19 protein-coding genes and 1 pseudogene are annotated in these 25232 nt (G+C 56.0%); 9 read left to right on the top strand and 11 right to left on the bottom strand.

What is annotated here, in order from left to right; genetic code table 11:
• Positions 1-55: 55 nt before the first annotated feature.
• The gene (locus tag JK231_RS16680) at positions 56-424 is read right to left on the bottom strand and encodes a helix-turn-helix domain-containing protein (RefSeq protein WP_034826803.1); all 369 of its coding nucleotides are present in this window, start codon (positions 422-424) and stop codon (positions 56-58) included.
• 290 nt (positions 425-714) lie between these two features.
• Here JK231_RS16680 and JK231_RS16675 point away from each other — a divergent pair, with 290 nt between their 5' ends.
• From JK231_RS16675 to JK231_RS16665, 3 genes are all read left to right on the top strand, one after another.
• Complete coding sequence (locus JK231_RS16675; protein ID WP_034826805.1) at positions 715-1374, top strand: response regulator; 660 nt, start codon at positions 715-717, stop codon at positions 1372-1374.
• Positions 1371-2729, top strand: a complete 1359-nt coding sequence (locus JK231_RS16670) for an ATP-binding protein (protein ID WP_097118982.1) — start codon at positions 1371-1373, stop codon at positions 2727-2729. Before JK231_RS16675 ends, JK231_RS16670 begins: the two co-directional genes overlap by 4 nt.
• Before the next feature lie 445 nt (positions 2730-3174).
• Entirely contained in the window at positions 3175-4041 is an 867-nt protein-coding gene (locus tag JK231_RS16665; protein ID WP_160868442.1) for a nucleoside-specific channel-forming protein Tsx, read from the top strand.
• Between the two features lie 83 nt (positions 4042-4124).
• On the opposite strand, the pseudogene yjdN reads toward JK231_RS16665, so the two are convergent.
• Positions 4125-4556, bottom strand: a pseudogene (yjdN, locus tag JK231_RS16660) (VOC family metalloprotein YjdN).
• 108 nt (positions 4557-4664) lie between these two features.
• Positions 4665-5567: a LysR family transcriptional regulator gene (locus JK231_RS16655; RefSeq protein WP_097118980.1), complete on the bottom strand. Its 903-nt coding sequence runs from the start codon at positions 5565-5567 to the stop codon at positions 4665-4667.
• 114 nt (positions 5568-5681) lie between these two features.
• Between JK231_RS16655 and JK231_RS16650 the strand changes: the two genes are divergently transcribed.
• From JK231_RS16650 to JK231_RS16635, 4 genes are all read left to right on the top strand, one after another.
• Positions 5682-6995, top strand: coding sequence for an amidohydrolase (locus tag JK231_RS16650; RefSeq protein ID WP_211729089.1), 1314 nt, complete (start codon positions 5682-5684; stop codon positions 6993-6995).
• Complete coding sequence (locus JK231_RS16645) at positions 6992-8431, top strand: M20 family metallopeptidase (protein ID WP_211729088.1); 1440 nt, start codon at positions 6992-6994, stop codon at positions 8429-8431. Before JK231_RS16650 ends, JK231_RS16645 begins: the two co-directional genes overlap by 4 nt.
• A 149-nt stretch (positions 8432-8580) precedes the next feature.
• The gene (abgT, locus tag JK231_RS16640) at positions 8581-10101 is read left to right on the top strand and encodes a p-aminobenzoyl-glutamate transporter (protein WP_058962220.1); all 1521 of its coding nucleotides are present in this window, start codon (positions 8581-8583) and stop codon (positions 10099-10101) included.
• 188 nt (positions 10102-10289) lie between these two features.
• Complete coding sequence (locus JK231_RS16635) at positions 10290-11699, top strand: MFS transporter (RefSeq protein WP_160834350.1); 1410 nt, start codon at positions 10290-10292, stop codon at positions 11697-11699.
• A gap of 161 nt (positions 11700-11860) precedes the next feature.
• On the opposite strand, the gene JK231_RS16630 is transcribed toward JK231_RS16635, so the two are convergent.
• The 3 genes from JK231_RS16630 to JK231_RS16620 are packed head-to-tail and all read right to left on the bottom strand — an operon-like array spanning position 11861 to position 15713.
• Entirely contained in the window at positions 11861-13180 is a 1320-nt protein-coding gene (locus JK231_RS16630; protein WP_097118975.1) for a cytochrome c, read from the bottom strand.
• An 11-nt stretch (positions 13181-13191) separates the two neighbouring features.
• Positions 13192-14976 (bottom strand): GMC family oxidoreductase, encoded by a 1785-nt coding sequence (locus JK231_RS16625; RefSeq protein WP_058962217.1) that lies wholly within the window; start codon positions 14974-14976, stop codon positions 13192-13194.
• Between the two features lie 2 nt (positions 14977-14978).
• Entirely contained in the window at positions 14979-15713 is a 735-nt protein-coding gene (locus JK231_RS16620) for a gluconate 2-dehydrogenase subunit 3 family protein (protein WP_058962216.1), read from the bottom strand.
• A gap of 295 nt (positions 15714-16008) precedes the next feature.
• Here JK231_RS16620 and sbmA point away from each other — a divergent pair, with 295 nt between their 5' ends.
• Positions 16009-17244, top strand: coding sequence for a peptide antibiotic transporter SbmA (sbmA, locus tag JK231_RS16615; RefSeq protein WP_034826847.1), 1236 nt, complete (start codon positions 16009-16011; stop codon positions 17242-17244).
• 103 nt (positions 17245-17347) lie between these two features.
• Here the strand turns inward: sbmA and JK231_RS16610 are convergent, their stop codons facing one another.
• The 4 genes from JK231_RS16610 to JK231_RS16595 form a co-directional block, all read right to left on the bottom strand.
• The gene (locus tag JK231_RS16610) at positions 17348-18988 is read right to left on the bottom strand and encodes a dihydroxyacetone kinase subunit DhaK (RefSeq protein ID WP_097118974.1); all 1641 of its coding nucleotides are present in this window, start codon (positions 18986-18988) and stop codon (positions 17348-17350) included.
• Positions 18989-19111: 123 nt separating this feature from the next.
• Positions 19112-20161: a YncE family protein gene (locus tag JK231_RS16605; RefSeq protein WP_160834353.1), complete on the bottom strand. Its 1050-nt coding sequence runs from the start codon at positions 20159-20161 to the stop codon at positions 19112-19114.
• A gap of 215 nt (positions 20162-20376) precedes the next feature.
• Positions 20377-20586: a DUF1471 domain-containing protein gene (locus JK231_RS16600; protein ID WP_097118972.1), complete on the bottom strand. Its 210-nt coding sequence runs from the start codon at positions 20584-20586 to the stop codon at positions 20377-20379.
• 525 nt (positions 20587-21111) lie between these two features.
• Positions 21112-22299: an MFS transporter gene (locus JK231_RS16595; RefSeq protein ID WP_211729087.1), complete on the bottom strand. Its 1188-nt coding sequence runs from the start codon at positions 22297-22299 to the stop codon at positions 21112-21114.
• Between the two features lie 103 nt (positions 22300-22402).
• Between JK231_RS16595 and JK231_RS16590 the strand changes: the two genes are divergently transcribed.
• Positions 22403-23353: an AraC family transcriptional regulator gene (locus JK231_RS16590; RefSeq protein WP_097118970.1), complete on the top strand. Its 951-nt coding sequence runs from the start codon at positions 22403-22405 to the stop codon at positions 23351-23353.
• Between the two features lie 62 nt (positions 23354-23415).
• Here the strand turns inward: JK231_RS16590 and JK231_RS16585 are convergent, their stop codons facing one another.
• Positions 23416-24960, bottom strand: a complete 1545-nt coding sequence (locus tag JK231_RS16585) for a PAS domain-containing methyl-accepting chemotaxis protein (protein ID WP_097118969.1) — start codon at positions 24958-24960, stop codon at positions 23416-23418.
• Positions 24961-25232 lie beyond the last annotated feature (272 nt).

Here is a 25232-nt window from a genome sequence, read left to right as displayed (position 1 = left end):
GCGCAATAAATTGCGCCGCTACGTCTACTTTGCAGATCACTATCAGCGTCATCAATCAACTGGCCACCGCCAGCGGGAACAACAAACGTTCCTGTTCAACGCGGCGCTGACGACGCAATTGACCCGGCGTGACGCTGAAGTAGTTCTTAAAGGTGCGGGTATACGCCTGCTGCGTATCAAACCCGTAGCTCATCGCCACCTGCAGAATCGCTTCATCGCTGTTGATCAGCGTGAGCGCGGACTCAGTCAACCGGCGCTGACGGATGTACTCTGCCAGAGAAAAACCGGTGTGCTGACGGAACAGACGTTGCAGATGCCAGCGGGAGTATCCCGAGCGGCGTGCTACTTCATCCAGATGCAAATCGTGCCCTAAGTTGTCTTCAATCCAGTCCAGCAAACTACGGATAAATTCGCGCTGATTCATGGGAACCTCCTGCTTCGACAATATGTCCAGTGCAGTCACTGTAGCGCGCTAAATTTATCCCTTAATTAGCAGAAAATTAGCGCAGAATTAGCAAGGGGGAAAGTGGGTGCTCCGCCTGAATAAGTCCAGCGGCAGAAAGGCAGCAAGAGCGTGAATCCTCAGAGGCTTGCATAAGTCAGTGAGGGGGTGAACGCTCGCAGCTCACGCCTCTGCAGCGGGAAGTATGACGGAGGGTAATTCTGGCCTAATTATCTGGCGCTACACTGCGTCCATCAGTTTGGGAGAACTCTATGCGTGTGCTGCTGGTAGAAGATGATGAAATGATTGGCGCCAACTTGCAGCAGGCGCTGGAAGCGGCGGGCTGGTCGGTGGACTGGGTGCGCGATGGCGTATTTGCCACCAACGCCTGGGCCGAAGGCGGTTATACCTGCGTGCTGCTCGATCTCGGTTTACCGCGGGAAGACGGTATCCATGTGTTGAAGCGTGCGCGTACGCGTGGCGATATGACGCCCGTGCTGGTGCTGACTGCGCGTGACACAGTGCAACAACGCATTCAGGGACTCGACAGCGGCGCCGATGACTATTTGCTTAAACCCTTTGATCTGCAAGAGGTACTGGCGCGCATGCGTGCAATCACCCGACGTCGTCACGGAGCGGCGGATTCCCTGTTAGGCAGTGGCGATGTGCAGCTGGATATGATGACGCGCGAAGTGCTGTACAAAGGCCAACGCGAACAGCTGACTGCACGCGAATATGCCCTGCTCTACGCTCTGCTGGAGCGACCAGGTGCCATCCTGTCACGCGAACAATTAGAGAACCGCATTTACGGCTGGGGTGAAGAAGTCACCAGCAACGCCGTTGATGTGCTGATCCACGGCATGCGCCGCAAGCTCGATAACGAAGTGATTCGCAACGTGCGCGGTTTGGGCTGGCGAGTACCGGCAATATGAAACCTTTCACTTTTATGCGCTCCCTGCGTAACAAACTGCTCGCCACGCTGGTGCTGCTGCACCTGGCGATGATCGGCGGCGTCACCTGGTATTTCTACCACTGCTACGGCGACATGATGGGCACCATGAAGGACGATCAGCTCGCCAAGATCGCTGATGCCTGGTCCTCCAGCCAGCGCATGCCCGCGCTGATGCCTATGGTGATGCAGCAAGAGAAGCTGAAGAGCACCTACATCGTTCAGCTGTGGGACACCAACAATCATCTGCGCGCCAGCTCATGGCCTGCTTTACAGGCGCCGCTGCAGGCAAAAAAAGGCTGGTCCGATTTAAAAGTTGGCGACTGTGGCGATGACTGTGACTGGCGCGTGTATACCCGCCCCGGCGAACTGGGCAGTGAAATCGGTAATATTCAGGTTTTACACAACATCGGCTACATGAAAAGTTTGATGGTGAAGCGGGTGCTGTCCGCCATCATTCCTTTAATGCTGATGATGCCGCTGTCACTGCTGGTGATCTGGCTGGTAGTACGTGCCATCACGCGAGATTTGCGCGTTGCTTCGCGACAGATTGCCGCACAAGAAACATTGCATCCGCACTCGGTATCGCCGGATGGCTTACCAGATGAAGTGCTACCGCTGGTGGCTGCTTATAACTCTCTGCTCGATAAGCTACGGGCAGCCTGGTCATCGCAGCGACAGTTCCTTGAAGATGCGGCACATGAACTGCGCACGCCGGTTACCGCCGTCACCTTGCAGCTGGAAAATCTGCGCCAGCATATTCAGCCTGGTGAAGCCAGTCGCCAGTTTGATCAGCTGGAAGCCGGCGTCACGCGGACGCGCCATCTGGTGACGCAGTTGCTGAATATCTCGCGCCAGGAAGATCAGTCAGTGGTGGCCACGGTGGAAACCATCCAGCTCGATGATTTGCTGAAAGAGAGCATCGAGCAGTTGATGGTGGTCGCCGATAAACGCGGCATTGATATCGGTTTTAATGGCACCACGCACTATCGCCTGCACGCCAGCCGTTCCGATTTGCGTAGCCTGTTTGATAACCTCATCGGCAACGCGATGCTGCACACGCCGGAAGGCAGCCTGGTGGATGTGCTGCTGCATCGCGTGGGCAATCACACCGTGGTGGATATCGTCGATAACGGGCCGGGTATGCCGGAGTCCTTTATCGAACGCGCCTTTGATCGCTTCACCCGGTCGCCAGATGTACAGGCGCAAGGCAGCGGTTTGGGTCTGTCGATTGTGCGCAGCGTAGCGCAGAAGCATCAGATGCAGGTCGCGCTGTCGAACTGCCATAACGCCCAGGGACAAATCTCCGGCCTGCAGGTGCGTGTGACCTTGCCATAATCGACGTGTCGCTACCGCCTTGAATATCCAGCGCGGTAGCGGCACAACGTATTGAGTCTTTTCCTCATCTAAATCGCCCTACACGATGAACCACGTATTTTCCGCCGCCAAATTCCAAAGGCACACGATGAATCGTGCCGCTACGTTCTTTTTCTGCATCTGACATTTTTACGGTTGTACGCGACAACGTAAACGGTTGCGGGGTTCCGTTCGCCACACAGCATTTATGTGATCACAATCACATTTACAGTGAATCAAAATGCAACACATTTTGACAAACGTGATCAAAATCTATTTCCTATCGCTCTGTTACAGGCACATTACGCACATTTGAAAATTCGGCGATTCAGACCGGATAAAAACAACTCACGGCCCATCCCCTGGGATTGATTTCACTCGATTGCGGCGCAACCGCAGCAATCACTAGCATGTGGTTAATAAAATAATGAAATTTAAAGCATTGATAGCAGGGGCCTTACTGGCCAGCAGCTGGACCGGCGCGGCACAAGCGGCAGACAGCGATCCGCAGTATCTTTCAGACTGGTGGCACCAGAGCGTTAACGTGGTGGGCAGCTATCACACCCGCTTCGGACCACAGTTCAACAATGACGTGTATCTCGAATACGAAGCCTTTGCTAAAAAAGACTGGTTCGATTTTTACGGCTATGCGGATTTAACCAACTTCTTCGGCGTGGGTAACAGCAACGCGAACGGCATTTTCGACCACGGTTCGCCGCTGTTCATGGAAATTGAACCGCGTTTCTCTATCGATAAACTGACCGGCACCAGCCTGGCATTTGGTCCGTTTAAAGAGTGGTACTTCGCCAACAACTACATCTATGACATGGGTCGTAACGCTTCACAGCGTCAGAACACCTGGTACATGGGTCTGGGTACCGACATCGATACCCACAGCGATATCGGTCTGTCATTGAACGTGTATGCCAAATACCAGTGGCAGAACTACGGTGCAGCGAACGAAAACAGCTGGGATGGTTATCGCTTCAAAGTGAAATACTTTGTGCCGATTACCGATCTGTGGGGCGGCAAGCTGAGCTACATCGGCTTCACCAACTTCGACTGGGGTTCAGACCTGCGCGATGAGACCGGTCCATCACGTACCAGCAATTCGATCGCGTCCAGCCACATTCTGTCGCTGAACTACGATCACTGGCACGTTTCTACCGTGGCACGTTATTTCCACAATGGCGGTCAGTGGGCGGATGGGCAGGAGCTGAACTTCGGCAACGGTCCGTTTGAAGTGAAATCGACGGGCTGGGGTTACTATCTGGTCGTGGGTTACAACTTCTAATTCGTATGAATACAAGGGTCGCCATCACTGGCGCCCCTTGTAAGGTACGCATTTATGCGTACCTGGTCACAAACTGTTCCGGTTTAACTCTGCGGCATGTCCGCACTCACCATCCAGGGCACGCCAAACTTATCGGTTAACATGCCGAAACCGTGCGCCCAGAATGTCGGCTCCCACGCTTTCGTCACCTCTCCGCCTGCGGATAAAGCATCAAACCAACGTTTTCCTTGCGCTTCATCGAGTGTCGATAAACATACGGAAAAGCCGGCCTAGTTTGCCTGCTGTGCGCCATCGCTCATCATCAATTCACCCTGACCGATGCGCAGCTGGGCATGCATGATTTGTTCTGGCGAGAAGGTCACGCCAGAGGGGCAGCCCTCATCCTCAACAGGGGTTTCATCCGGCATGTCACCAAAGGTCATTTTAAACAGTAGTTCGCCGTCAGTGGCCGCAAGATAAAAGGCGATCGCCTCTTCACAGCGGCCGTTGTAAAACAAATAAGGTGTAATTTGCATGGTCGGTTATCCTTAACGTAAACGTACGGAGCGAGTGTAATGCGCAATTTTTAAAAAGCTGCGAGCCAAACCGCACTCTTAACTTTGCTGACAATCCAGGACACAATCTTACTTTTGTTGACAATAGCGGCGGAACAGCTGGGCCATATAAGCGCTCATTGGGGTCAGCGCGGTGTCTTTCCGCTGGATCAAATAGAAGGTGGCTTTTGGTAACGGATCGTCAAGATCGAGGGCAATAAGTTGCCCACCGTGCGTCGGATCCTCAATGACATCGCGCGAGATGATGCTGACAAAATCACTCTTTGCCACCAGGCTGGTGCAGGCCATAAAGGTTTCGCAGGTCACCACGATCTTCGGTGCCATACCGCGTTCACCAAACAGATCGTGCAGCAACCGATAGTAACTACCCTGCGGCGTCGGCATCGTCCAGTCACAGTGCTGCAACTCATTCAGTGAGCGGGCATGCGCCATCGGATGGCCTTTTCGCATCACCACCTGATAGTCACGCTCCATTAGCCGCTCAAAAATCAGCTCCTGATCCAGATGATGTTGATCGTAGGTATTAACGGTGAAATCCAGGGCGCCCTGACGCAGTTCATGCACCATCGACACCAGCTGCCCCTCAACGATACGCACCTTCACCAGCGGGTATTCACGATGAAACTGGGTGATCACCTGCGGCATGATAGTGCGCGCAATACTGCCGCCCACGCCGATGTTCACTCTTCCGCCCGCCAATCCCAATCGCTGCTGAATATCCTCCTGCGCCACGCGCAATTCTTCCAGCACCAGACTGGCATGACGAAAAAAGTTATCACCGATATCCGTTAGCGTGACGCCCTGCTGACGACGTTCGAACAAACGTGCGCCAAGCGCCAGCTCCAGTTCCTGAATCGCTTTGGTCAGCGCAGGCTGTGAAAGTCCCGATAAGCGGCTGGCAGCGCGAATACTGCCCTGGCGGGCCACATCGACAAAGGCGCGCAGTTGATGAAGTTTGAGGTTGGCAGGCATGATTTTTGTGATAACCGTTGTTTATCAGTGACAAGATATTCGCATCTTATGCGCACCAATACCATTGTGTAGATTCGGGATAATGCATAAAAAACCAACACAAAGGATATGCCGATGAAAACCCTCTCCGACCTCGTCAACGCGCGGATTCCACAGATGCAAAGCTGGCGTCGCGATCTGCACCATTTTGCCGAATCGGGCTGGCTGGAGTTCCGTACTGCAACGATAGTGGCCGAAGAGCTGCATCGTCTTGGTTATCAGCTCAAGCTCGGCCGCGACGTGATCGATGCCGATGCGCGCATGGGCTTACCTTCTGACGAGGTACTGGCACAACAGGAAGCCCGTGCACTGGAGCAAGGCGCACTGCCACAGTGGATCTCGCGTTTCTCAGGCGGCTTCTGCGGCGTAGTCGCCACGCTGGAGACCGGTCGTCCCGGCCCGGTGATGGGCTTCCGTGTCGATATGGATGCGCTGGACCAGAACGAAAGCCGTGATGCCGACCACATCCCTACCCGTGAAGGATTTGCCTCCTGCAACTCCGGCATGATGCACGCCTGCGGCCACGACGGCCATACTACTATCGGCCTGGCGCTGGCGGGCGTGTTGATGGAGATGAAAGATCAGCTCAGCGGCACCATTAAGATCATCTTCCAGCCTGCCGAAGAGGGCGTGCGTGGCGCTAAAGCGATGGTGGCCGCAGGCGTGGTGGATGATGTGGATCTGTTTACCGCTATCCATCTCGGCACAGGCGTGCCTGCTGGCGAAATCGTTTGCGGCAGCGATAGCTTCCTGGCCACCACCAAACTGGACGTCAATTTCACTGGCGTCGGCGCGCATGCGGGCGGTAAACCAGAAGAGGGTCGTAACGCCTTGCTGGCCGCCGCGCAAGCCACACTGGCGCTGCACAACCTGCCACAACACAGCGGCGGTGTCGCACGCGTCAACGTAGGTGTGTTGCAGGCGGGATCCGGACGCAACGTGGTACCCGATTATGCCCTGATGAAAGTGGAAACCCGTGGCGTCAGCAATCAGGTTAACGATGACATCTATCAGCAAGCCCTGCGCGTGATTTCCGGCGCGGCGGCGATGTATGGCGTTGAGTACGACATCAAACTAATGGGTGGCGCACGCAGCTGTACCCCAAGCCAGCCGTGGGTCGATTTTATCCACCAGCAGGCCGATGCCATGGGGATTTTCACCTCGGTAGTGGATACCAAAAAGCAGGCGGCGGGTTCGGAAGATGCCACATACATGCTGGAGCGCGTGCAGCAGCGTGGCGGTCAGTCATCCTATGTGATCTTTGGTTGCGATCTGGCGGCAGGCCACCACAACGCGAAGTTCGATTTTGACGAAGCGATTATGGCCACAGCGGTGCAAACCCTTGCGACGCTGGCGCTGAACCAGGCACAGTTTGGAGGTCAGCGATGAGCCATCACGATTTTATCGATCGTTACATCAACGAAAACCAGCCGCGCTTCACCGCCCTTAGCGATGCCATCTGGGATGTACCGGAAACCCGCTTTGAAGAGACGCAATCCGCCGCCCTTCTGGCCGATGCGCTGGAGCAGGAAGGCTTTGCCGTCGAGCGTGGCGTCGGCAATATCAACACCGCCTTTATCGCCAGCATCGGCAGTGGAAAACCGGTGATTGCTATCCTCGGTGAGTTTGATGCGCTGGCCGGTTTGAGCCAGCAATCAGGCTGCGCCACACCACAACCACTGGTGGAAAACGGCAACGGGCACGGCTGCGGCCATAATCTGCTGGGCACCGCCGGACTGGCCGCGGCCTTTGCCATCAAGGCATGGTGGGCAGAAAACGGCCAGCGCGGCACGCTACGCTTTTACGGTTGCCCAGGCGAGGAAGGCGGTTCTGGCAAAACCTTTATGGTGCGCGAAGGGCTGTTTGATGATGTGGATGCTGCGGTCACCTGGCATCCTGAAGGCTTCAGCGGCATGTTCAACCTCAGCACGCTGGCCAATATCCAGGCCGCATTTCACTTCAAAGGCGTGGCCGCGCACGCCGCTAACTCGCCGCATCTGGGACGCAGTGCGCTGGATGCCGTGACGCTGATGAACACCGGTGCCAACTTCCTGCGCGAGCACATCGTGCAGGAAGCGCGTGTGCACTACGCCGTGACTAACACCGGCGGTGTTTCCCCCAATGTGGTGCAAGCCGATGCCGAAGTGCTGTATCTGATCCGCGCGCCAGAACTCGATCAGGCACAGGATATTTATCAGCGGGTGATCAATATCGCCAAAGGCGCGGCCCTGATGACCGACACCACCATGACGGTGCGCTTCGATAAAGCCTGCTCCAACTATGTGCCGAATCGCGCGCTGGAAGCGGTGATGGAGCGCAACTTGCATCAGTTTGGCTTGCCCGAGTACAGCGCGGAGGAGCAGCAGTTCGCCGCCGAGATTCGTGCCACGCTAACGAAGGACGATCTGCGCAATGCGCGTTTGAACGCAGCGCGCACCGGCGGCGAGGCAGGCGTGGCATGGACCGAGGCGCTGGGCGACAAAATTTTGATGGATGAAGTGGCACCGTATGCCATAACGCGCGAGCTGCTGTATGGCTCAACCGATGTCGGCGATGTGAGTTGGGTGACGCCAACCGCGCAGTGCTTTGCGCCTTGCTTCGCCTTTGGTACCCCGCTGCACACCTGGCAACTGGTGGCGCAGGGCCGCACTTCGCTGGGCCACAAAGGCATGTGTCTGGCCGCCAAAGTGATGGCCGCCACCGCGCTGACCTTGTTGCAGGATGAAGAAGCACTGGCGCGCTGCCGCGAAGAGTTCCAGCGCGTGCGCCGCGAACAGCCCTACAGCTGCCCGATTCCGGCAGATGTGACGCCATCAAAATTATAAAAGCCTTAGCGGCATAAAAGATTCAATCCGGCGCAAACCCGGATGCAGTAACCAAAAAAATAAAAACTAAAGCCCGTCATACTTCGAGTCGCCTCAGCGGCTTGAAGTATGACGGGCGCAAATACAACAGACATGACGAGGAATAACCGATGGAAGTGACCACGGAGAACCGCAGCCCAGGGAAGCTGTTTAGCTGGATTGAGCGGGTCGGCAACAAAGTGCCCAACCCGTTCTTACTGTTTGTCTATTTGATCGTGGTATTGATGGTCGCCACCGCGATTATCAGCTACTTCGATCTGGCAGTGAAAAATCCCACCAATGGCGAACTGGTGCGGGTCAACAACCTGCTGAGCGTGGCCGGGATTCAATGGATTCTGCCTAACATCATCAAAAACTTCAGCGGCTTCACGCCACTGGGGTCAATTCTGGCGCTGGTGATTGGTGCGGGTTTAGCAGAGAAAGTCGGCCTGCTGCAATCGCTGATGGTGAAGATGGCCTCACGCGTCAGCCGCCGCTACGCCAGCTATATGGTGCTGTTTATCGCCTTCTTCAGCCATATCTCATCGGATGCCGCACTGGTGGTGATGCCACCGCTGGGCGCGCTGATCTTCCTCGCCGTGGGTCGTCATCCGGTGGCGGGTTTACTGGCGGCTATCGCGGGTGTCGCTTCCGGCTTTACCGCCAACCTGCTGATCGTCACCACCGATGTGCTGCTCTCCGGCATCAGTACCGAAGCCGCGAAAGCGGTGAGCGATACCGTGCACGTGAGTGTGATCGATAACTGGTTCTTTATGGCCAGCTCGGTGATTGTGCTGACGATTGCCGGTGCCATCCTTACTGATAAGTTTGTCGAGCCGCGTCTTCCTGCGTGGAACGGCGGCAACAACGATCGCCTGCCGCCGCTGACCGCGCTGGAGAACCGGGGCCTGCGGGCTGCGGGCATTGCCGCGCTGGTGTTTATCGCCCTGATGGCCCTGCTGGTGGTGCCAGAACATGCCCCCCTGCGTAACCCGAAAACCGGCGGCATCATTCCTTCGCCGTTTATTCAGGGCATTGTGCCGATCATCATCCTGTTCTTCTTTGTGGTGGCGATTGCTTACGGCGCCGTGACAAAGCAAATCCGTCGGGCCGATGACATCCCGCAGCTGCTGGTGGATCCGATGAAGAGCATGGCGGGCTTTATTGTGATGGTGTTCCCGCTGTCGCAGTTTGTCGCCTTCTTTAACTGGAGCAACATGGGCAAATTCATGGCGATCGGTCTGACCGATATGCTGGAAAGTGCCGGCATCAGTGGCGCGCCCGCGTTCCTCGGTTTGATGTTCCTGTCGGCATTCTTGTGCATGTTTATTGCCAGCGGCTCAGCCATCTGGTCGATTCTGGCGCCAGTGTTCGTGCCGATGTTTATGCTGCTCGGATTCCATCCGGCCTTCGCGCAGATGATTTTCCGTATCGCGGATTCTGCCGTATTGCCCCTCGCGCCGATGTCACCGTTCCTGCCGCTGTTCCTCGGATTCCTGCAGCGATACCAAAAAGATGCGCAACTTGGCACCTATTATGTGCTGATCTTCCCGTATCCGGTGGTGTTCTTTATCAGCTGGATCATCCTGCTGCTGGCATGGTACGCACTGGGTTTACCGATTGGACCGGGCGTTTACCCCAGCCTGCATTAATCGCATCGCCATGGACGGCGACCACACTTCTGTGAACTGCAACGTAGATTGCGAAAATGTCACCGTTGCCCCTCTCGGCAACCCGCGATGAATTGATTATCCTGCTATTCCTTCGCTTGCTAACGGTTAATTATTTTTAAAACCCATAAAACCGTGCGAGTTCTGCAAACACCGAGGTTTATCCAATAATGACAACAATCACTTCGACAGGGATGGCGAACGATCACATCGCAGCGGATCGCCGCACCTTAGCCGGGCGCATCGATGCACTGCCCTCATCCGCAGGCTTATGGCGTTTTATTACGCTGCTGGCGCTGGGCGGTTTTTTTGAGCTCTACGATCTGTTTGAAACCGGCTATATCAGTTCTGGTCTGCTGGCAGCTGGCGTGTTTCATACCGGCTCGGAAGGGGTCTTCGGCATTGCCGACCAGGCCGCCTTCGCCTCGGCGACTTTCCTCGGCCTGTTTGTCGGTGCCAGCCTGCTGGCTCCCTATGCCGACCGCTTTGGTCGTCGTCTGACCTTTATGTGCGCACTGGCATGGTACGGCGTGTTCTCGCTGTTGATGGCCTTCCAACAGAGCGCTGAAATGATCATCCTGTTCCGCTTCCTGGTCGGTATCGGCCTCGGTGTTGAGCTGGTGACCATTGATACCTATCTGTCCGAATGGGTGCCTGCTCATCTGCGCAGCCGCGCCTTTGCCTACTCTTTCTTTATCCAGTTCCTGTCGGTGCCTGCCGTGGCGCTGATGTCATGGTGGCTGGTACCGCAAACTATTCTCAACCTTGAAGGCTGGCGCTGGGTGGTGATCGCCGGTGCGGTTTGCTCGCTGGTGATCTGGCTGATTCGTAAAAACCTGCCGGAATCGGCGCGCTGGCTGGCGCAGCAGGGCCGTCATCAGGAAGCGCATAAGGTGCTGAGTGAGATGGAAAAACGCTGCGGGATTGCGCCGGGCGAAGATTTCTCTGACAGCGATGCCGCAGCAGCGTTGCCAAAAAAAGGTCGCTTCAGCGAGATTTGGTCCCCCGCTTACCGCAAGCGTACACTGATGCTGGTAGTGATGAACTTCTTCCAGGCAATTGGCTTCTTCGGCTTCGGTAACTGGCTGCCTGCACTGCTGTCCGGCAAAGGCGCAACGGTGACCCACAGCCTGCTGTATGCGTTCTTTATCACCCTGGCTTATCCGCTCGGCTCACTGATTTGCAGTCGCTACGCCGATAAGCTCGAGAACAAATGGCAGATCGTTTTCTCCTCCCTGATGACCGTGGTATTCGGCACGCTGTTCGCGCTGGCAACCAATCCGGTGCTGATGATCATCTGTGGCTTCCTGATCACCTACAGCAACGCGTGGCTGACCTTTAGCTACCACGCCTATCAGACCGAGATTTTCCCGACGCATATTCGCGCGCGTGCGGTCGGCTTCTGCTACTCCTTTAGCCGCCTGTCCACGGTGTTCAGCAGCATTTTGATCGGCATTATTTTGCAGTACGCCGGCAGCCAGGGCGTGATCGTCTTTATCGTGCTGAGCATGCTGATGGTGATGCTGTCAGTGGGGATTTACGGTCCGAAAACACGCGGGCTGGATTTGGAGAATATTTAACAAGACGTAAGGAGTCTTGATATCCAGCGGTAAGTAACGGGTGATAACGCAGTCTGGAGCCGCTTAGGGTCTGGCGTTTTGTAAAAAGGCCGCCAATGATGAAAATGGCGGCCCTATCTGGTTAAAGCGGTACGCAAATTTGCGCCCCGCTTTATGTCACTTTACTGCCCTTCCAGCACCTTAATGTCCGCGCTGCCCTGCTTCGACTCGACCGCCTCATCCTTGCGTAGCTTCGCCACATCCTTCGCCGTCACCGTCGACTTCACGCCATTACCCCAGCTGCCACGGATAAAGTTCACCACATCTGCCACCTGGTTGTCGTTCAGACGCCAACCGAATGCCGGCATGGTGATGGCTGACGGAGCGCCCTGCACGCCAGGCAAGGTGCCGCCCACCAATACGATGTGGATCAGCGAGGTCGGGTCCTCCGCCATGACGACCGGATTGCCGCGCAGTGCCGGGTAGAAACGTTGATAACCGCTGCCGTCGGTCTTATGACAGGCCGCACAGCTATCGACATACACCGAAGCACCTGGCTGGCTGTCATCGCCCTTCCACAACGCTTTGGCGACCGCATCATCCTGCGTGAACACCGTCTGGCTGGCATCCTTCGCACCCAGCGACTTCAGATATTTAGCAATCGCGCTGATATCTTCATCGTTGAGATACTGCAGGCTGTGCTGCACCACATCGGTCATGCCACCAAATACGGCGGTGTGATCGTTGCGGCCAAAGCGCAGGAACTGCTTCAGATCGTCTTCGCTCCAGCGGCCTAAACCATCACGGTTGTCACCGCGCAGATTGCTGGCGGTCCAGCCATCAATCGGTGCGCTACTGCCTGACAGGTAATCATTGCCTTCGCCGTTGGTCAGCGCTTTTTCCTGCATGGTGATGCTACGCGGTGTATGGCAGGCACCGCAGTGACCCAGACCTTCCACCAGATAGCGACCGCGCGCCAGCGCCGGATCTTCCTGCGCGGCGGGCTGGAACGCTTTCACGTCTGGCGCGAAGATGCCACGCCAGATGGAGAGCGGCCAGCGCATCGACAACGGCCAGGGAATGTCGCTGTCTTTGTTAGCCTGCGCCACCGGCTGTACGCCATGCATAAAGTAGGCATACAGCGCCTGCATGTCTTCATCGCTGACTACCGCGTAGGACGGATATGGCATCGCCGGATAGAGCGTCTCGCCATTTTTCGCCACGCCATGACGCACCGCTTTCTGGAAATCGTCGTAGCTGTAGTCACCAATACCGGTGGTTTTATCCGGGGTGATGTTAGTGGAGTAAATGGTGCCAATTGGTGTCGCCATCGGCAATCCACCGGCAAACGGCTTGCCGCCCTCGGTGCTATGGCAGGCTACGCAGTCACCCGCGCGTGCCAGATACTCACCGCGCTTCACCAGAGCGTCCGAACCTGCTTCGTCCGCCACTGCGGCGAACGTCATCGTGCCCAGAAACAGGGCCAAAATGCTTTTGATCATCGCCGTGTTCCTTATGCCTGAACCAGGGGGCCGGGGTTCTTCAGATACTGTTCGCGGATAGCTTTAGCTGACCAATAGCTCAGCGCCGCCACCATGCCGGTTGGGTTATAGCCGAGGCCCTGCGGGAACGCAGAGGCACCTGGCACAAACACGTTAGGCACATCCCAGCTCTGCAGATAACGGTTCACCGCACTGGTTTTCGGATCTTCACCCATGATCGCACCGCCGCTCATATGCGTGGTCTGGTACACGGTGGTATCGAAGTGAGAGCCTGGTCCTTTGGCGCCGCCGATGATCATTTTCGGGTTCATCGCTTCGGTGATCTTGCGCATCTTGCCGACCATAAACTGCGCCATCTTGATGTCGTTGTCCTGCCAGTCAAAGGTCATGCGCAGCAGCGGCTGGCCATAGACATCTTTGTAGTTCGGATCGAGATCGAGATAGTTGGCGCGATACGACTGGTGCGCGCCGTGCGCATCCATCGAAATATGATGGTTATAGGTATCAGCCACAGCGGCTTTCCACTGGCTGCCCCAGTTTGGCGTGCCTTTCGGCGTCGGCAAACCGGAGATCGGTTTGGTACCCGCCTGGTTCACCCAGAACGGGGAGCCGCCAACAAAACCATGTGGGCCGTGGTCGAAGTTGTCTGCGTTGAAGTCATCCACTGCCACGCCCGCACCGCCCGCACCAATAAACGGGTTGGTGGTGGTGTTTTTGTCGAACAGCGCTTTCAGGGTCGAGATGTTCTGATAGGCGAAGTTACGACCCACCACACCTTCGTTGCTGATCGGGTTGTACGGTTTGCCGATGCCTGACAGCAGCATCAGATGCACGTTGTGGAACTGGAACGCAGACAGGATCACCAGATCCGCTGGCTGCACCACTTCACGCCCCTGACCATCCAGATAGGTCACGCCGGTGGCGCGCTTCTTGTCATCGGTCAGATTGACGCGCAGCACGTAGGAGTTGTTACGCAGTTCGAACTTCGGCTCCTGACGCAGCGCGGGCAGAATATTCACGTTCGGAGAAGCTTTGGAGTACATGTAGCAGGCATAACCGCTGCAGTAACCGCAGAAGTTGCACGGCCCCATCTGCGCACCATAGGTGTTGGTGTACGGGCCAGAGGTGTTGGCTGACGGCATATCATAGGGATGATAACCCACTGATTCAGCAGCCTGGGCAAACAGCTGTGCCGAGTAAGTACGCTTCTGCGCAGGCAGTGGGAAAGCACTGGAACGATCCGGCGCGTAAGGGTTACCCCCTTTCTCTTTGCCCTGCAGCTGGCCTTTGATCGACCAGGCGCTGCCGGATGTACCAAATACTTTCTCAGCCTGATCAAAGAAAGGCTCCAGCTCATCATAGCTGACGCCGAAATCCTGGATGGTCATGCCTTCCGGGATGAAGTTTTTGCCGTAGCGCTGCTCGTAATGGCTGCGCAGGTTCAGCTCCACCGGATCGACACGGAAATGCACGCCTGACCAGTGCAGACCTGCACCGCCGGTGCCGGTGCCCGGCAAAAACGCCGCCAGCTGACGATACGGCACCGCAGTTTGCGAGGCATCGTGACGGATGGTCACGGTGCTTTTCGACAGATCCTGGAACAACTTTTTACGGATGTTATAGGTCAGTTCATCAATCGACTGCGGATAAGATCCATCAGGATAGGTATCACGATGTGGACCGCGCTCCAGCGCCACCACCGTCAGACCGGCTTCGGTCAGCTCTTTCGCCATGATGGCTCCGGCCCAGCCGAAACCCACCACCACCGCGTCTACTTTTTTCAATTCATTTGCCACGGTTACGCCCTCTCCCCGCGAATATCCACTGACGGGAACGGATAACGTTCACCACGCTCCACCCAATCCATAAAGTCGGCACGTGCGCCAGGGAAGCCAATCAGCTTCCAGCCCACCATGCCCTGATTTCCACCGTGGATCGGATCGCTGAAGTAACCCTCGCGGGTGTTCTGCAGCAGGAAGGAGAAGAAGGTTTTGCTATTGAGCTGCGGGAACTGTGCCTCACCGCTCTCAAACGTGGTCAGCAGTGCGTCCTGCTGTTCGCCGGTTAGCTCAGCGAACACTTTGCCGTGCTGCTTTTTGCTCCAGCCATCGGCATCGGCCAGACCCAGGCGATAAATCTGCTGCGGCACCAGCGGAGACTGATAACCCAGCTCTTTAGGCAGATCGGGATTGAACGGCCCCTGCATATACCAGTTGCTGCCGGTGGCGTACGGCGTGTTCATTTGACGATCGATAAACTCCGGCACACCGGCTTCCAGTGCGCCAGGACCGCGTTCATCATTGGGGATCAGGCGCGCCACTGCCGCAGTGATAAAGGCGAACTCTTCCGCCGTGAACCAGCTTGGCTGATAAGCGCGTGCTTGTTGAGGTGCGACGGGTTGCTCTGCTGCTCCTGCGGCCATCGGCACCACTAACGCGCCCATTGCCGAACCGCCAACGGCCATCGCTGGCGCCAGGGTGATGGTTCTCAGCAGAAAATCCCTGCGACTGTGACCATTTTTTTGTTCTGACATGACATTGCCTCATTACCACATGAATGCGGTATGAAAGTTAACTCGTTGCGTTGTATTGTTTTTTTAGTTGTGGCTTAAGGGATACAGCGTCAATGTTACCGGTAACAGTGCACATAGTGTAACACCACAACTGTTATTAATTTAGTTTCTCGAAACAAATGCGCACAAAATACTTAACAAGTCATGGTGTCGCTTTACATCGCAGCAGCGATGCTGTCATCGTCAGATACAACCCACAACAGACAAAGCACTGTCTGACGCGGTATAAAAGAGTACACATAACAGCGGAGTGCCTATGTTTAAGTCCTATTTTCCGCGGCCAGCGCTGTTTTTCAGCTCGGCCGCGATTTGGAGTTTGATTGCGATTTTTGCCTGGTTTGGCTTTTTCAATGATTTTCCAGCACGCTGGCCTGCGCTACAGGCCGCAATGCAGCAGCCATTGCCAACCAATGCCAGCCGCTTTATTCATGCGAGCCAACTATGGTTTTATGCCTATTACTGGATCGTCGCAGCGATTTTCGCCCTTGCATGGAAGGTGATCGATAACCATCCGTGGCAGCGCTGGTCAGTGTGGGGTGCAGCATTGATCATCTTTGTCACCTGGTTTGGTGTGCAGGTCGGCGTAGCGGTCAATGCCTGGTATGGTCCATTCTATGACTTGATTCAAAAAGCCTTAACCAAAGCCGGATCGGTGCAGATTGCTGAATTTTACCAGCAGGTTCTTGCCTTTTTAGGTATCGCATTGATTGCGGTGGTGATTGGCGTGATGAACTCATTCTTTATCAGCCACTGGGTGTTCCGCTGGCGCACCGCGATGAACAATTACTACATGCACAACTGGCAGCGCCTGCGCCATGTGGAAGGTGCCGCTCAGCGTGTGCAGGAAGACACCATGCGATTTGCCAGCACGTTGGAAGATTGGGGCGTGAGTTTTATTCAGGCGATCATGACGCTGGTAGCGTTCCTGCCGGTGTTGATCACCCTGTCACATCACGTGAAAGATATCCCGCTGTTGGGCAATATCCCGTATGCGTTGGTGATTGCGGCGGTGCTGTGGTCGGTGTTTGGTACCGGACTGCTGGCAATCGTCGGGATTAAGCTGCCAGGGCTGGAGTTCCGCAATCAACGTGTGGAAGCGGCCTATCGTAAAGAGCTGGTGTATGGCGAAGACAACGCCGATCGCGCGTCACCGCCGACGGTAAATGAGCTGTTTAGCCGCGTGCGCTTTAACTATTTCCGTCTCTATTTCCACTATCTCTATTTCAACATCACCCGCATTCTCTATCTGCAGGTCGATAACGTGTTTGGGCTGTTCCTGCTGTTTCCGTCGATTGTTGCCGGGACCATCACACTCGGTTTGCTCAACCAGATTACTAACGTGTTTGACCAGGTGCGCTCATCGTTCCAGTATCTGATCTCCTCCTGGTCAACACTGGTCGAACTGATGTCGATCTACAAACGTCTGCGCAGTTTCGAGCAGATTCTGTCGGATATCCCGCATCAAGAGATGATGCGCGAGTCGGCGGAGTAAGGTTGTTGTAGCGGCGTTATTTATTGCGCATCTGTCAGCGGTTATATCGCTTCAGGTGTGCGCGATAAATCGCGCCGCTACCCTTCTCATCAATCAGCTGCCATCAGCCTGCTAACACCGTAAACACCTTCTCAACCGCATACGCACCCGGATCTTTCACTCCATCCAGACTTTGTTGGTTCAGATAAGCCGAACGTCCCGCTTTGGCACTCTGCATTTTTGCCGTGGCATCCGCGCCTTGCTGAGCGGCTTTCGCCGCAGCGGCCAGTGACTCACCCGCCACTAACGCCTCCAGCGCCGGTTGCAGCGCATCCACTAACGTACGATGCCCCGGCTGCGCGCCACCGTAATGCTTCATGCGCTCCAGACCATGCATTAATGCCTGCGGCAGTGCGCTGCCCTCTTCCAGTTTTTGCCCGGCGCTGGTGAACAGAATCGACATCAGTACGCCGCTTGAACCGCCCATCACCGTCGCCAGTTGCTCACCGATCAGCGCCATTAAGGTCGGCAACTCATCCAGCGGCAACTGCTTGTCACGCAGGCCGCGTTGAATCTTCTTCGCACCCGCAGCAAAGGTTGAGCCGGTATCGCCGTCGCCGACTTTGGCATCCAGCGCATTGAGTTCGCTTTCCAGATCTATCAACGTCTGCGTCACGCGGTCGACATGTTTTGCCACTTCAGCGTTGTCGGACGGATCGAAATCCAGCACGCTGCCGACTTTTTCCGCGCTCTGTAAACTGATCGGTGCAAAATCATAGACCGGTACCCAGCCCAGCACCTGCACCGGCGCATTGAGTGCCTCAAGGAAGGGTTCCTCCAGCGCCAGCAATGACAGCGAGAAGCCTTTCATATCTAAAGCGCTGACCAGGGTTGCCGGACCGATAAGGTGGGTAACCCGCGCCGCCAGTGGCGATTGCAATACTTCGCGCGTCAACACCGCCAGCTCCAGCTGGGAGAAGCCGCCGAGGTTGTTGATCAACAGCAGCGCCTGTTTGCCGTCTGGCAGCGACTGCGCCAGCTTATCGGTCATAATACTGCTGATTTTTCGACTGTTTTGGGTATCCAGTGTCACCACGCCCGGTTCGCCGTGGATGCCCATGCCCAGCTCGCTGTGGCCCGCTTCGACACGTTCATCACGCTTTTCGCCCGGGATATGGCAGGTCGCAAACGCCAGCCCAATCGATGAGGTGGCGTCGATGGCACGCTGCGCCAGCGCTTTAACTTCATCCAGCGATTGCCCCTGCTCGGCGGCAAAACCGGCGATCTTATGCACCAACACGGTTCCAGCGATGCCGCGCGGCTGAGGATTTTCGGGCAGTGCAATATCGTCCTGCACCATCACCAACTCGACGTTGTAGCCGAGATTTTTCGCTTTCTCCGCCGCCAGCCCGAAGTTCAACCGGTCGCCGGTGTAGTTCTTCACAATCAGCAGACAACCTGCATCGCCCGTGACATTGATGATGGCATTGAGCACCGCATCGACGCTCGGTGAGGCAAAGATATCGCCGCATACCGCCGCCGTGAGCATGCCTTTGCCGACAAAACCGGCGTGCGCCGGTTCATGGCCCGATCCGCCGCCGGAGATCAGCGCCACTTTGCTCTTATCCCAATCTGTGCGCACCACCACGCGGATCTCATCACCGAGATCGAGGCGGCTCAGGTTATGCCATGGCGTGCTCAGCAAAACCCCTTCGATGGCTTCGTTCACCAGATCGTTTTTCTCATGCATAAAAAACTGGCTCATTGCTTCCTCTCCATTGGTGTTGTCGAGGTAAAAGGTAGCGTATATCGCGGGGCGAGCGGGGAAGGAAAGTGCGGAAATGCAAAGGGCGGCACACGCCGCCCTTGAGTTTCAGATAACTGCCGCTTACAGCGCGATGCGCAGGACGCTATCCGGGTTTTTTGGTGGCTCTTTACGGGTGCCTGGCTGCTTGATGCTGACAAACAGCGCTTTACCGTCTGCTGACAGCGCCAGGCTGTTTGGCAGGCCCGGTGCTTTCACCGTGCGCTTCACTTTATAAGAGCTGGCGTCGATGATGCTGATCTCGCCGGCTTTACGGTGCGTCACATACAGCTCGTTGCGGTCGGCATTGAACAGTACCGCCAGCGATTCTGGCACATCAATCTTATGAATCACCTGCTGAGTGCGGGAATCCAGCACCAGCACCTGAGGCTGTTTAGAGTCGCTCAGGAAGATGCGATGGCCCTGGGTATCCAGCGCGATATTCAGGAAGAAGTGGTCTTTGTCGCCATCGATTTTCTGACGTTTTTCAATCGCGTTCAGGCGCGTATTGATGGTTACCAGTTCGCCATCGGCGTTGGTTACGTACAACTTCTGTGCCGCAGAATCGATGGCCAGGCCGGTGCCCATTTTACCGGTGTTCGGTACGGTGCTGACCAGCTTCAGGGTTTTGCCATCCACAACCCACACCACGCTCTGCTCACCGAGGCCGGTGACATACACACGATCGGTTGCCGCATCCGCTGCCACTTCACGCGGTTGCAGTGGACGGACGGTTTCGCTGCGCTTACGCGCATCCAGCACCAGCGTGTTCAGCACTTTACCGCTGCTGGCATCGACCGAGGTCAGCGCCGCATCACGGGTATTGCCGAAGAACAGCGTGTTGGTTTTCTGGTTGATAGCGGCGCCAAAGGTCGGCAGATCGGTATTGATGGTCTGCTTCACCGACAGATCCTGCGGATCGAGACGATAAACGGTGCCGCCTTTGGTGCTGGCGTTTTGCGCCGTGGCGAGGAACAGCGCGTTATCGCTGTTGCTGAACGCCAGTTCGTAAGCCCCTTTGGAAATCACCTGGTTCAGCGGCTGAGACTCCGCTGCCAGTACCGCAGCGGAAGATAACAGCGCCGTTGCCAGCAGCAATGGACGTAACGCCCATGTTGTTTTAATCGCTTTCATAACTTCTCCATAGCAAATCCACCGCCTCATGGCAGTGAAGTGAAAGCCCGACAATGCAACCAATTTTAGAATGACAGCCCGAGGTGAGCCGACGAAGGATGTTAGTTTTTGAGAATAGTAATCATTTAGGTAGGAAAGTAACAGAATTTTATGCAGTTACCAACGCCGCCAGGGCACCCTAAGGCACCCTGTCAGCACAGATCGTTAACGCAGACTTATTTGGTCAACTCGGCAGTCATGTGCACGCCGTTGTTGAAATTGGCTTCAGTCACTTTATAGGAAGCACCAGCTTTATGTGCCTGAGCAGCGATTTGCGCTTCTGCACCATCCAGTGTTGAAGCACATGCGGTGACGCTTTGCGCGAAGCTGGCGAATGGCAGAGCAGAGAGAGCGATAACAGCAGCAAAAGTTTTGATAGATTTCATGGTCAATTCCTCAATGATTTTTTATCGGATAAGGCTTCATCGCCTTGCTGAGATAAATAATAGGCGTGAATTCGATCACAAAAAAGCAGAGAGATTTGCCGTAGTTATTCGATTAATTTGAATATAAAAAGCACATTTGGATTAACCTGTGTGCAAAGGGTTAAAAAACTGGGTTTTTAGAATGGTGCAGGATTTATGTCTGAAACAGCTGCTTTTCAATCTGTCACCGTTCATGGCTTGAGGCAGGCATTTCAAAGAGATTGCTAACAATACGCACAAGTGTTCAGAAGCAGGCTGGGGCCGCTTTGGGACAGGCAATCCGCAGCGCCGAACAGAATGAGTCTGCCAGGATAGCCCGCAGGACGCGGGCAGAAGGCGGGGCGGCACAGGGATGTGCCATCCCCCGCCGTTCCGTCAGGCAGACGAATGACGTGAGGGCACCGCGTAGCGGCGCGAGGACGCCAGTCCCAAAGCGGCCCCAGCCTGCGTGATCACGCGTGACTAAACACCGGTGCCGCAGGTAAATTAACCTTGATGACGAACGCGGGTAAAGATAGTGATGGCCGCCAGCAGCATCAGCACGCCGCTGGCGAGGAACACACCGCCCGCGCCGTTGAGATCAAACATCCAGCCACCGGCCGCAGCACCTGCGGTGATCGCCAACTGAATCGTCGCCACCAGCAAACCGCCGCCGGATTCCGCATCATCCGGCACCGCACGGGAGATCCACGTTGACCAGCCGGTCGGCATCGAACCGAATGCCAGGCCCCACACCGCCACGCCGGCACCGACCAGCCACGGCAGATTGCCAAAACTCACCAGCACCACCGCCGTCACACTCATTACCAGCGCCATGCCGGTCAGCGTCAGCGACACGCTGCGCGTCACCAGGTAACCCGCCAGTGAGGTGCCGAAGAAGTTCGCCACGCCAAACGCCAGCAGCACCAGCGACAGCTGATTGATATTGAGCTGCGCGCTGCTTTCCAGGAACGGACGCAGATAGGTAAAGAAGGCAAAGTGTCCGGTGAACATCATGATCACCGCCAGCATGCCCCAGCGCATCAGGCCGTTACGCAGCAGATCCAGCACGCCGCCGCTGCGCGCTTTATTCTCTGGCGGCATCGCAGGCAGTGTGAAGAACTGCCAGAACAACGCCAGCACGCCCAATGCACCGGTCAGCAGAAAGATATTACGCCAGCCAATAATGCCGCCGAGATAACTGCCCAACGGTGCGGCAATGATGGTCGCCAGCGAAATGCCGCTAAACACTATCGACAGCGCCTTCGGCACCTGATCGCTGGGCACCAGCCGCATGGTAATCGCAGTGGAAAGCGTCCAGAAACCGCCAATCGCCATGCCGAGCAGCACGCGTGCCAGCAGGATCATTGGCAGATTCTCTGCAAATGCCACCAGCAGCGCCGAGGCAATCAGCAGCAGCGTAAAGGCCAGCATCACGACGCGACGATCGAGACGACGCGTAAGGTTGCCGACCACCAGACTGGTGAGCAATGCCACCAGCGCAGTCACGGTCACCGTTTGGCCCGCTTGCCCTTCGCTCACCTGCAGCGAGTCGGCAATCGGTGTCAGCAAGCTCACCGGCAGAAATTCGGCAGTGATCAGGCCGAACACGCCAAACGCCATGGCAAACACCGCGCCCCATGCGGGTTTATCCACCGCTATACTTGTTTCGACTACTTCAGTATCCAGACTCATTTGCGATCCCCATCACAAAAATTCAGGTTGTAAGCATAGTGAGATGAGGCAAGACGATCTATGATACAAAAACTTTGTTTTTTGATAATTCGTCTGGATTCGTATGAGCCGCTATGAAGATCTGACCAGTGAACTGCTGATGGGCATGCGCCTGTATGGCGTGAAATATCAGCGTATCGCCTTACATAACCCTTTTGGTTTGCAATACGATGACGCGCCGGGCAAAGCACAATTGCACTTTGTTGGCCGTGGATCGTTAATGATCCGCTCAGCGTCTGGCGTGATCTATCCGTTGCAGGCAGGCGATGCGATGCTGATCCCGCACGGCAAAGCGCACGCGTTGATCTCCAGCGAAGACGCCATTTGTGAACCGATTGGCACCTTCAACAGCAAACCGATCTGTGGCAGCGTCTGTGACATCGCTGACAGCAGCGAAGGTTGCCCGGACGACAGCGATGTCATTTTATTTAGCGCCTGCATGGCGTTTGAACTCGGCGGTATGCAGCCGCTGGTACACACCATGCCGGATGTCATGCTGGTGAGTACCTTGCTGGCGCAGTACCCGGAAATCCAGCCGATTCTCGATGCGATGGAGCGTGAAACCCGCGAGCGCAAAGCCGGTTTCGCCGGGATTCTGTCCCGACTGGCGGATGTGGTGGCGGCGCAGATTGTGCGCGGCTGGGTGGAAAACGGCTGCGGCAAAGGCAGTGGATTAGTGCAGGCACTGCGCGATCCGCGTCTTAGCCTGGCGATGGCAGCCATGCATCGTGAGCCGGGCGAAAACTGGACGGTGGAGCGGCTGGCACGCGAATCGGGCAGTTCACGCTCAGTGTTTGCCGCCCGTTTTCAAACGGCTACCGGCATGACGCCGCTGCGCTACCTCACTGAACTGCGCATGCGGCTGGCGGTGGAACGTATCGTCAATGAGGGCGAAGCGGTGGAAAGCGTCGCCTTCCACCTCGGATACGGCTCGCTGGCGGCGTTTAGCCGGGCGTTTAAACGCATTGTCGGCTCACCACCCGGCGCATTAAGGGCAGCGCGCGAGACGCTTTAACGAAACACGCTGATCGCTTCGACCAGACGATTCGGCGCATTTCGCGCCGCGTGCAATATCCTTTAACGAAACACGCTGATCGCTTCCACCAGGCGATTCGCCTGACGCGTCATGCGCCCGGACGCTTCGGCGCTTTCCGCCACGCGAGCGGCATTCTGGTGCGTGATATCGTCGAGATCTTCCACTGCAGTACTCACTTCACTTAACGCGATGGACTGTTCCGCCGTGGCAGAACTGATCTGGGCAATCAATGCCGTGACATTTTGCACCTGGTCGACAATATCCTGCATGGTGCGCCCGGCCGCATCAGCGTGATTACTGCCCGACTGCACGCGACCCGCGCTGGTTTCCACCAACGTTTTGATTTCACTGGCGGCTTTGGCGCTACGCTGCGCCAGGCTGCGCACCTCGCCCGCGACCACCGCAAACCCTTTGCCCTGCTCACCGGCACGCGCCGCTTCCACCGCGGCGTTTAACGCCAGAATGTTGGTCTGGAAAGCGATGCCGTCAATCACGCTGGTAATATTGGCGATGCGTTTCGAGCTGTCGGCGATCTCCGCCATCATCCCCACCATCTCCTGCATCACTTCACCGCCTTTCAGCGCGGCGTGGCTGGTATTTTCTGACAGCTTGTTTACTTCATTAGCCGTATCGGTGTTGCTTTTCACCGTGGCGGTCATTTCATTCATGGTGGCGGCGGTCTGCTGCACGTTGGCCGCCGCCTGCTCAGTGCGACGGCTCAATTCGTCGTTGCTGCGCGCTATCGCACCGCTGGCACTGAGTACATTGATCGCCTGGCCGCTCACATCATCCACCAGCCAGCGGAACATCAGGCCGAGCTGTCCGATGGCACGCAGCGTGATCCCGATTTCATCCACACGATCTAACTGATCCACCTTATGACTGGCGCCAGTGGCGACGCTTAATGCCTGGCGGCAGATACGCTCCATTGGACGGGAAATCTGCTGCTCCAGCCATAGGCTCGCCAGCAGCAATAAACCTGCCATGCCTGCGGCAAAGCTGCCCAGTGCCATCGGTGCCATCCCCAGCAGCCAGACGCCGATAACAGACAGCGGCAGTACGGCCAGCAAAGTAGAGCGAATACGCCAGCGCAGCGGCATAATTTTTAACAGTGATCCGAGACGACGCCAGCCGGTCCCGACCAGCAACCCTTTATGGAAACGGCGGCCTTTGGCCCGCCCTTCGCGGAAATCACGGTACAGCGCTTCGGTCTGACGGATCTCTTCGGCGGAAGGTTTGGTGCGTACCGACATGTAACCCTGCACCTTGCCTTCACGCACCACCGGAATCGCATTGGCTCGCACCCAATAGTGATCACCATTCTTACGACGATTTTTCACCAGCGCGGTCCAGGGTTCGCCCTGTTTCAGGGTGGCCCACATGTCGGCAAACGCTTCCGGCGGCATATCCGGGTGACGCACCATGTTATGCGGTTGCCCATTGACCTCCTCCGGCTCGAAACCGCTAACCTCAATAAAGGCGTCGTTGGCATAGGTTATGTGGCTGCTGAGATCGGTGGTCGACATCAGCGTGGCGTCATCATCAAAGATAAATTCACGCTGAGTGATAGGCTGGTTGTTCCGCATGTGTGTTGTCCTTGCAAAATGCAGGCTAAAGGAAAAAATCAATTACACTTTTTTACCTTTTCGGCAGCGCAGGGAGCGGTCTTTAGCGATGAGAATTAATTTTTATCCTGAATTAAAGCCACAGTGAACAATATCCCTGTTTTTTGTGGCAGAAATTCCTCGATAAAATTTTATTTAGAGTATATGAAATCAAGGTTTTGCCGAGGCGCAAGATGATAAAGGTGCACAGCAATATGCACCTCAGCCCATCCTGCAATTAATGGCGATCAGGC

The organism is Pantoea sp. JGM49, assembly GCF_018257655.1.
Classification (GTDB): domain Bacteria; phylum Pseudomonadota; class Gammaproteobacteria; order Enterobacterales; family Enterobacteriaceae; genus Pantoea; species Pantoea communis.
Note: the sequence above shows the minus strand (reverse complement) of the source record. Positions and strands in the feature narration are given on the sequence as shown.

Bases quoted from the DNA above. Each gene is read 5' to 3' on its own strand.
- JK231_RS16620 (WP_058962216.1), bottom strand. From the start codon at position 15,713: ATGTCAGAACAAAAAAATGGTCACAGTCGCAGGGATTTTCTGCTGAGA.
- JK231_RS16645 (WP_211729088.1), top strand. From the start codon at position 6,992: ATGAGCCATCACGATTTTATCGATCGTTACATCAACGAAAACCAGCCG.
- JK231_RS16590 (WP_097118970.1), top strand. From the start codon at position 22,403: ATGAGCCGCTATGAAGATCTGACCAGTGAACTGCTGATGGGCATGCGC.
- JK231_RS16610 (WP_097118974.1), bottom strand. From the start codon at position 18,988: ATGAGCCAGTTTTTTATGCATGAGAAAAACGATCTGGTGAACGAAGCC.
- JK231_RS16585 (WP_097118969.1), bottom strand. From the start codon at position 24,960: ATGCGGAACAACCAGCCTATCACTCAGCGTGAATTTATCTTTGATGAT.
- JK231_RS16675 (WP_034826805.1), top strand. From the start codon at position 715: ATGCGTGTGCTGCTGGTAGAAGATGATGAAATGATTGGCGCCAACTTG.
- JK231_RS16680 (WP_034826803.1), bottom strand. From the start codon at position 424: ATGAATCAGCGCGAATTTATCCGTAGTTTGCTGGACTGGATTGAAGAC.
- JK231_RS16605 (WP_160834353.1), bottom strand. From the start codon at position 20,161: ATGAAAGCGATTAAAACAACATGGGCGTTACGTCCATTGCTGCTGGCA.
- JK231_RS16670 (WP_097118982.1), top strand. From the start codon at position 1,371: ATGAAACCTTTCACTTTTATGCGCTCCCTGCGTAACAAACTGCTCGCC.
- JK231_RS16630 (WP_097118975.1), bottom strand. From the start codon at position 13,180: ATGATCAAAAGCATTTTGGCCCTGTTTCTGGGCACGATGACGTTCGCC.
- JK231_RS16650 (WP_211729089.1), top strand. From the start codon at position 5,682: ATGAAAACCCTCTCCGACCTCGTCAACGCGCGGATTCCACAGATGCAA.
- JK231_RS16600 (WP_097118972.1), bottom strand. From the start codon at position 20,586: ATGAAATCTATCAAAACTTTTGCTGCTGTTATCGCTCTCTCTGCTCTG.
- JK231_RS16665 (WP_160868442.1), top strand. From the start codon at position 3,175: ATGAAATTTAAAGCATTGATAGCAGGGGCCTTACTGGCCAGCAGCTGG.
- abgT (WP_058962220.1), top strand. From the start codon at position 8,581: ATGGAAGTGACCACGGAGAACCGCAGCCCAGGGAAGCTGTTTAGCTGG.
- JK231_RS16635 (WP_160834350.1), top strand. From the start codon at position 10,290: ATGACAACAATCACTTCGACAGGGATGGCGAACGATCACATCGCAGCG.
- JK231_RS16655 (WP_097118980.1), bottom strand. From the start codon at position 5,567: ATGCCTGCCAACCTCAAACTTCATCAACTGCGCGCCTTTGTCGATGTG.
- JK231_RS16595 (WP_211729087.1), bottom strand. From the start codon at position 22,299: ATGAGTCTGGATACTGAAGTAGTCGAAACAAGTATAGCGGTGGATAAA.
- sbmA (WP_034826847.1), top strand. From the start codon at position 16,009: ATGTTTAAGTCCTATTTTCCGCGGCCAGCGCTGTTTTTCAGCTCGGCC.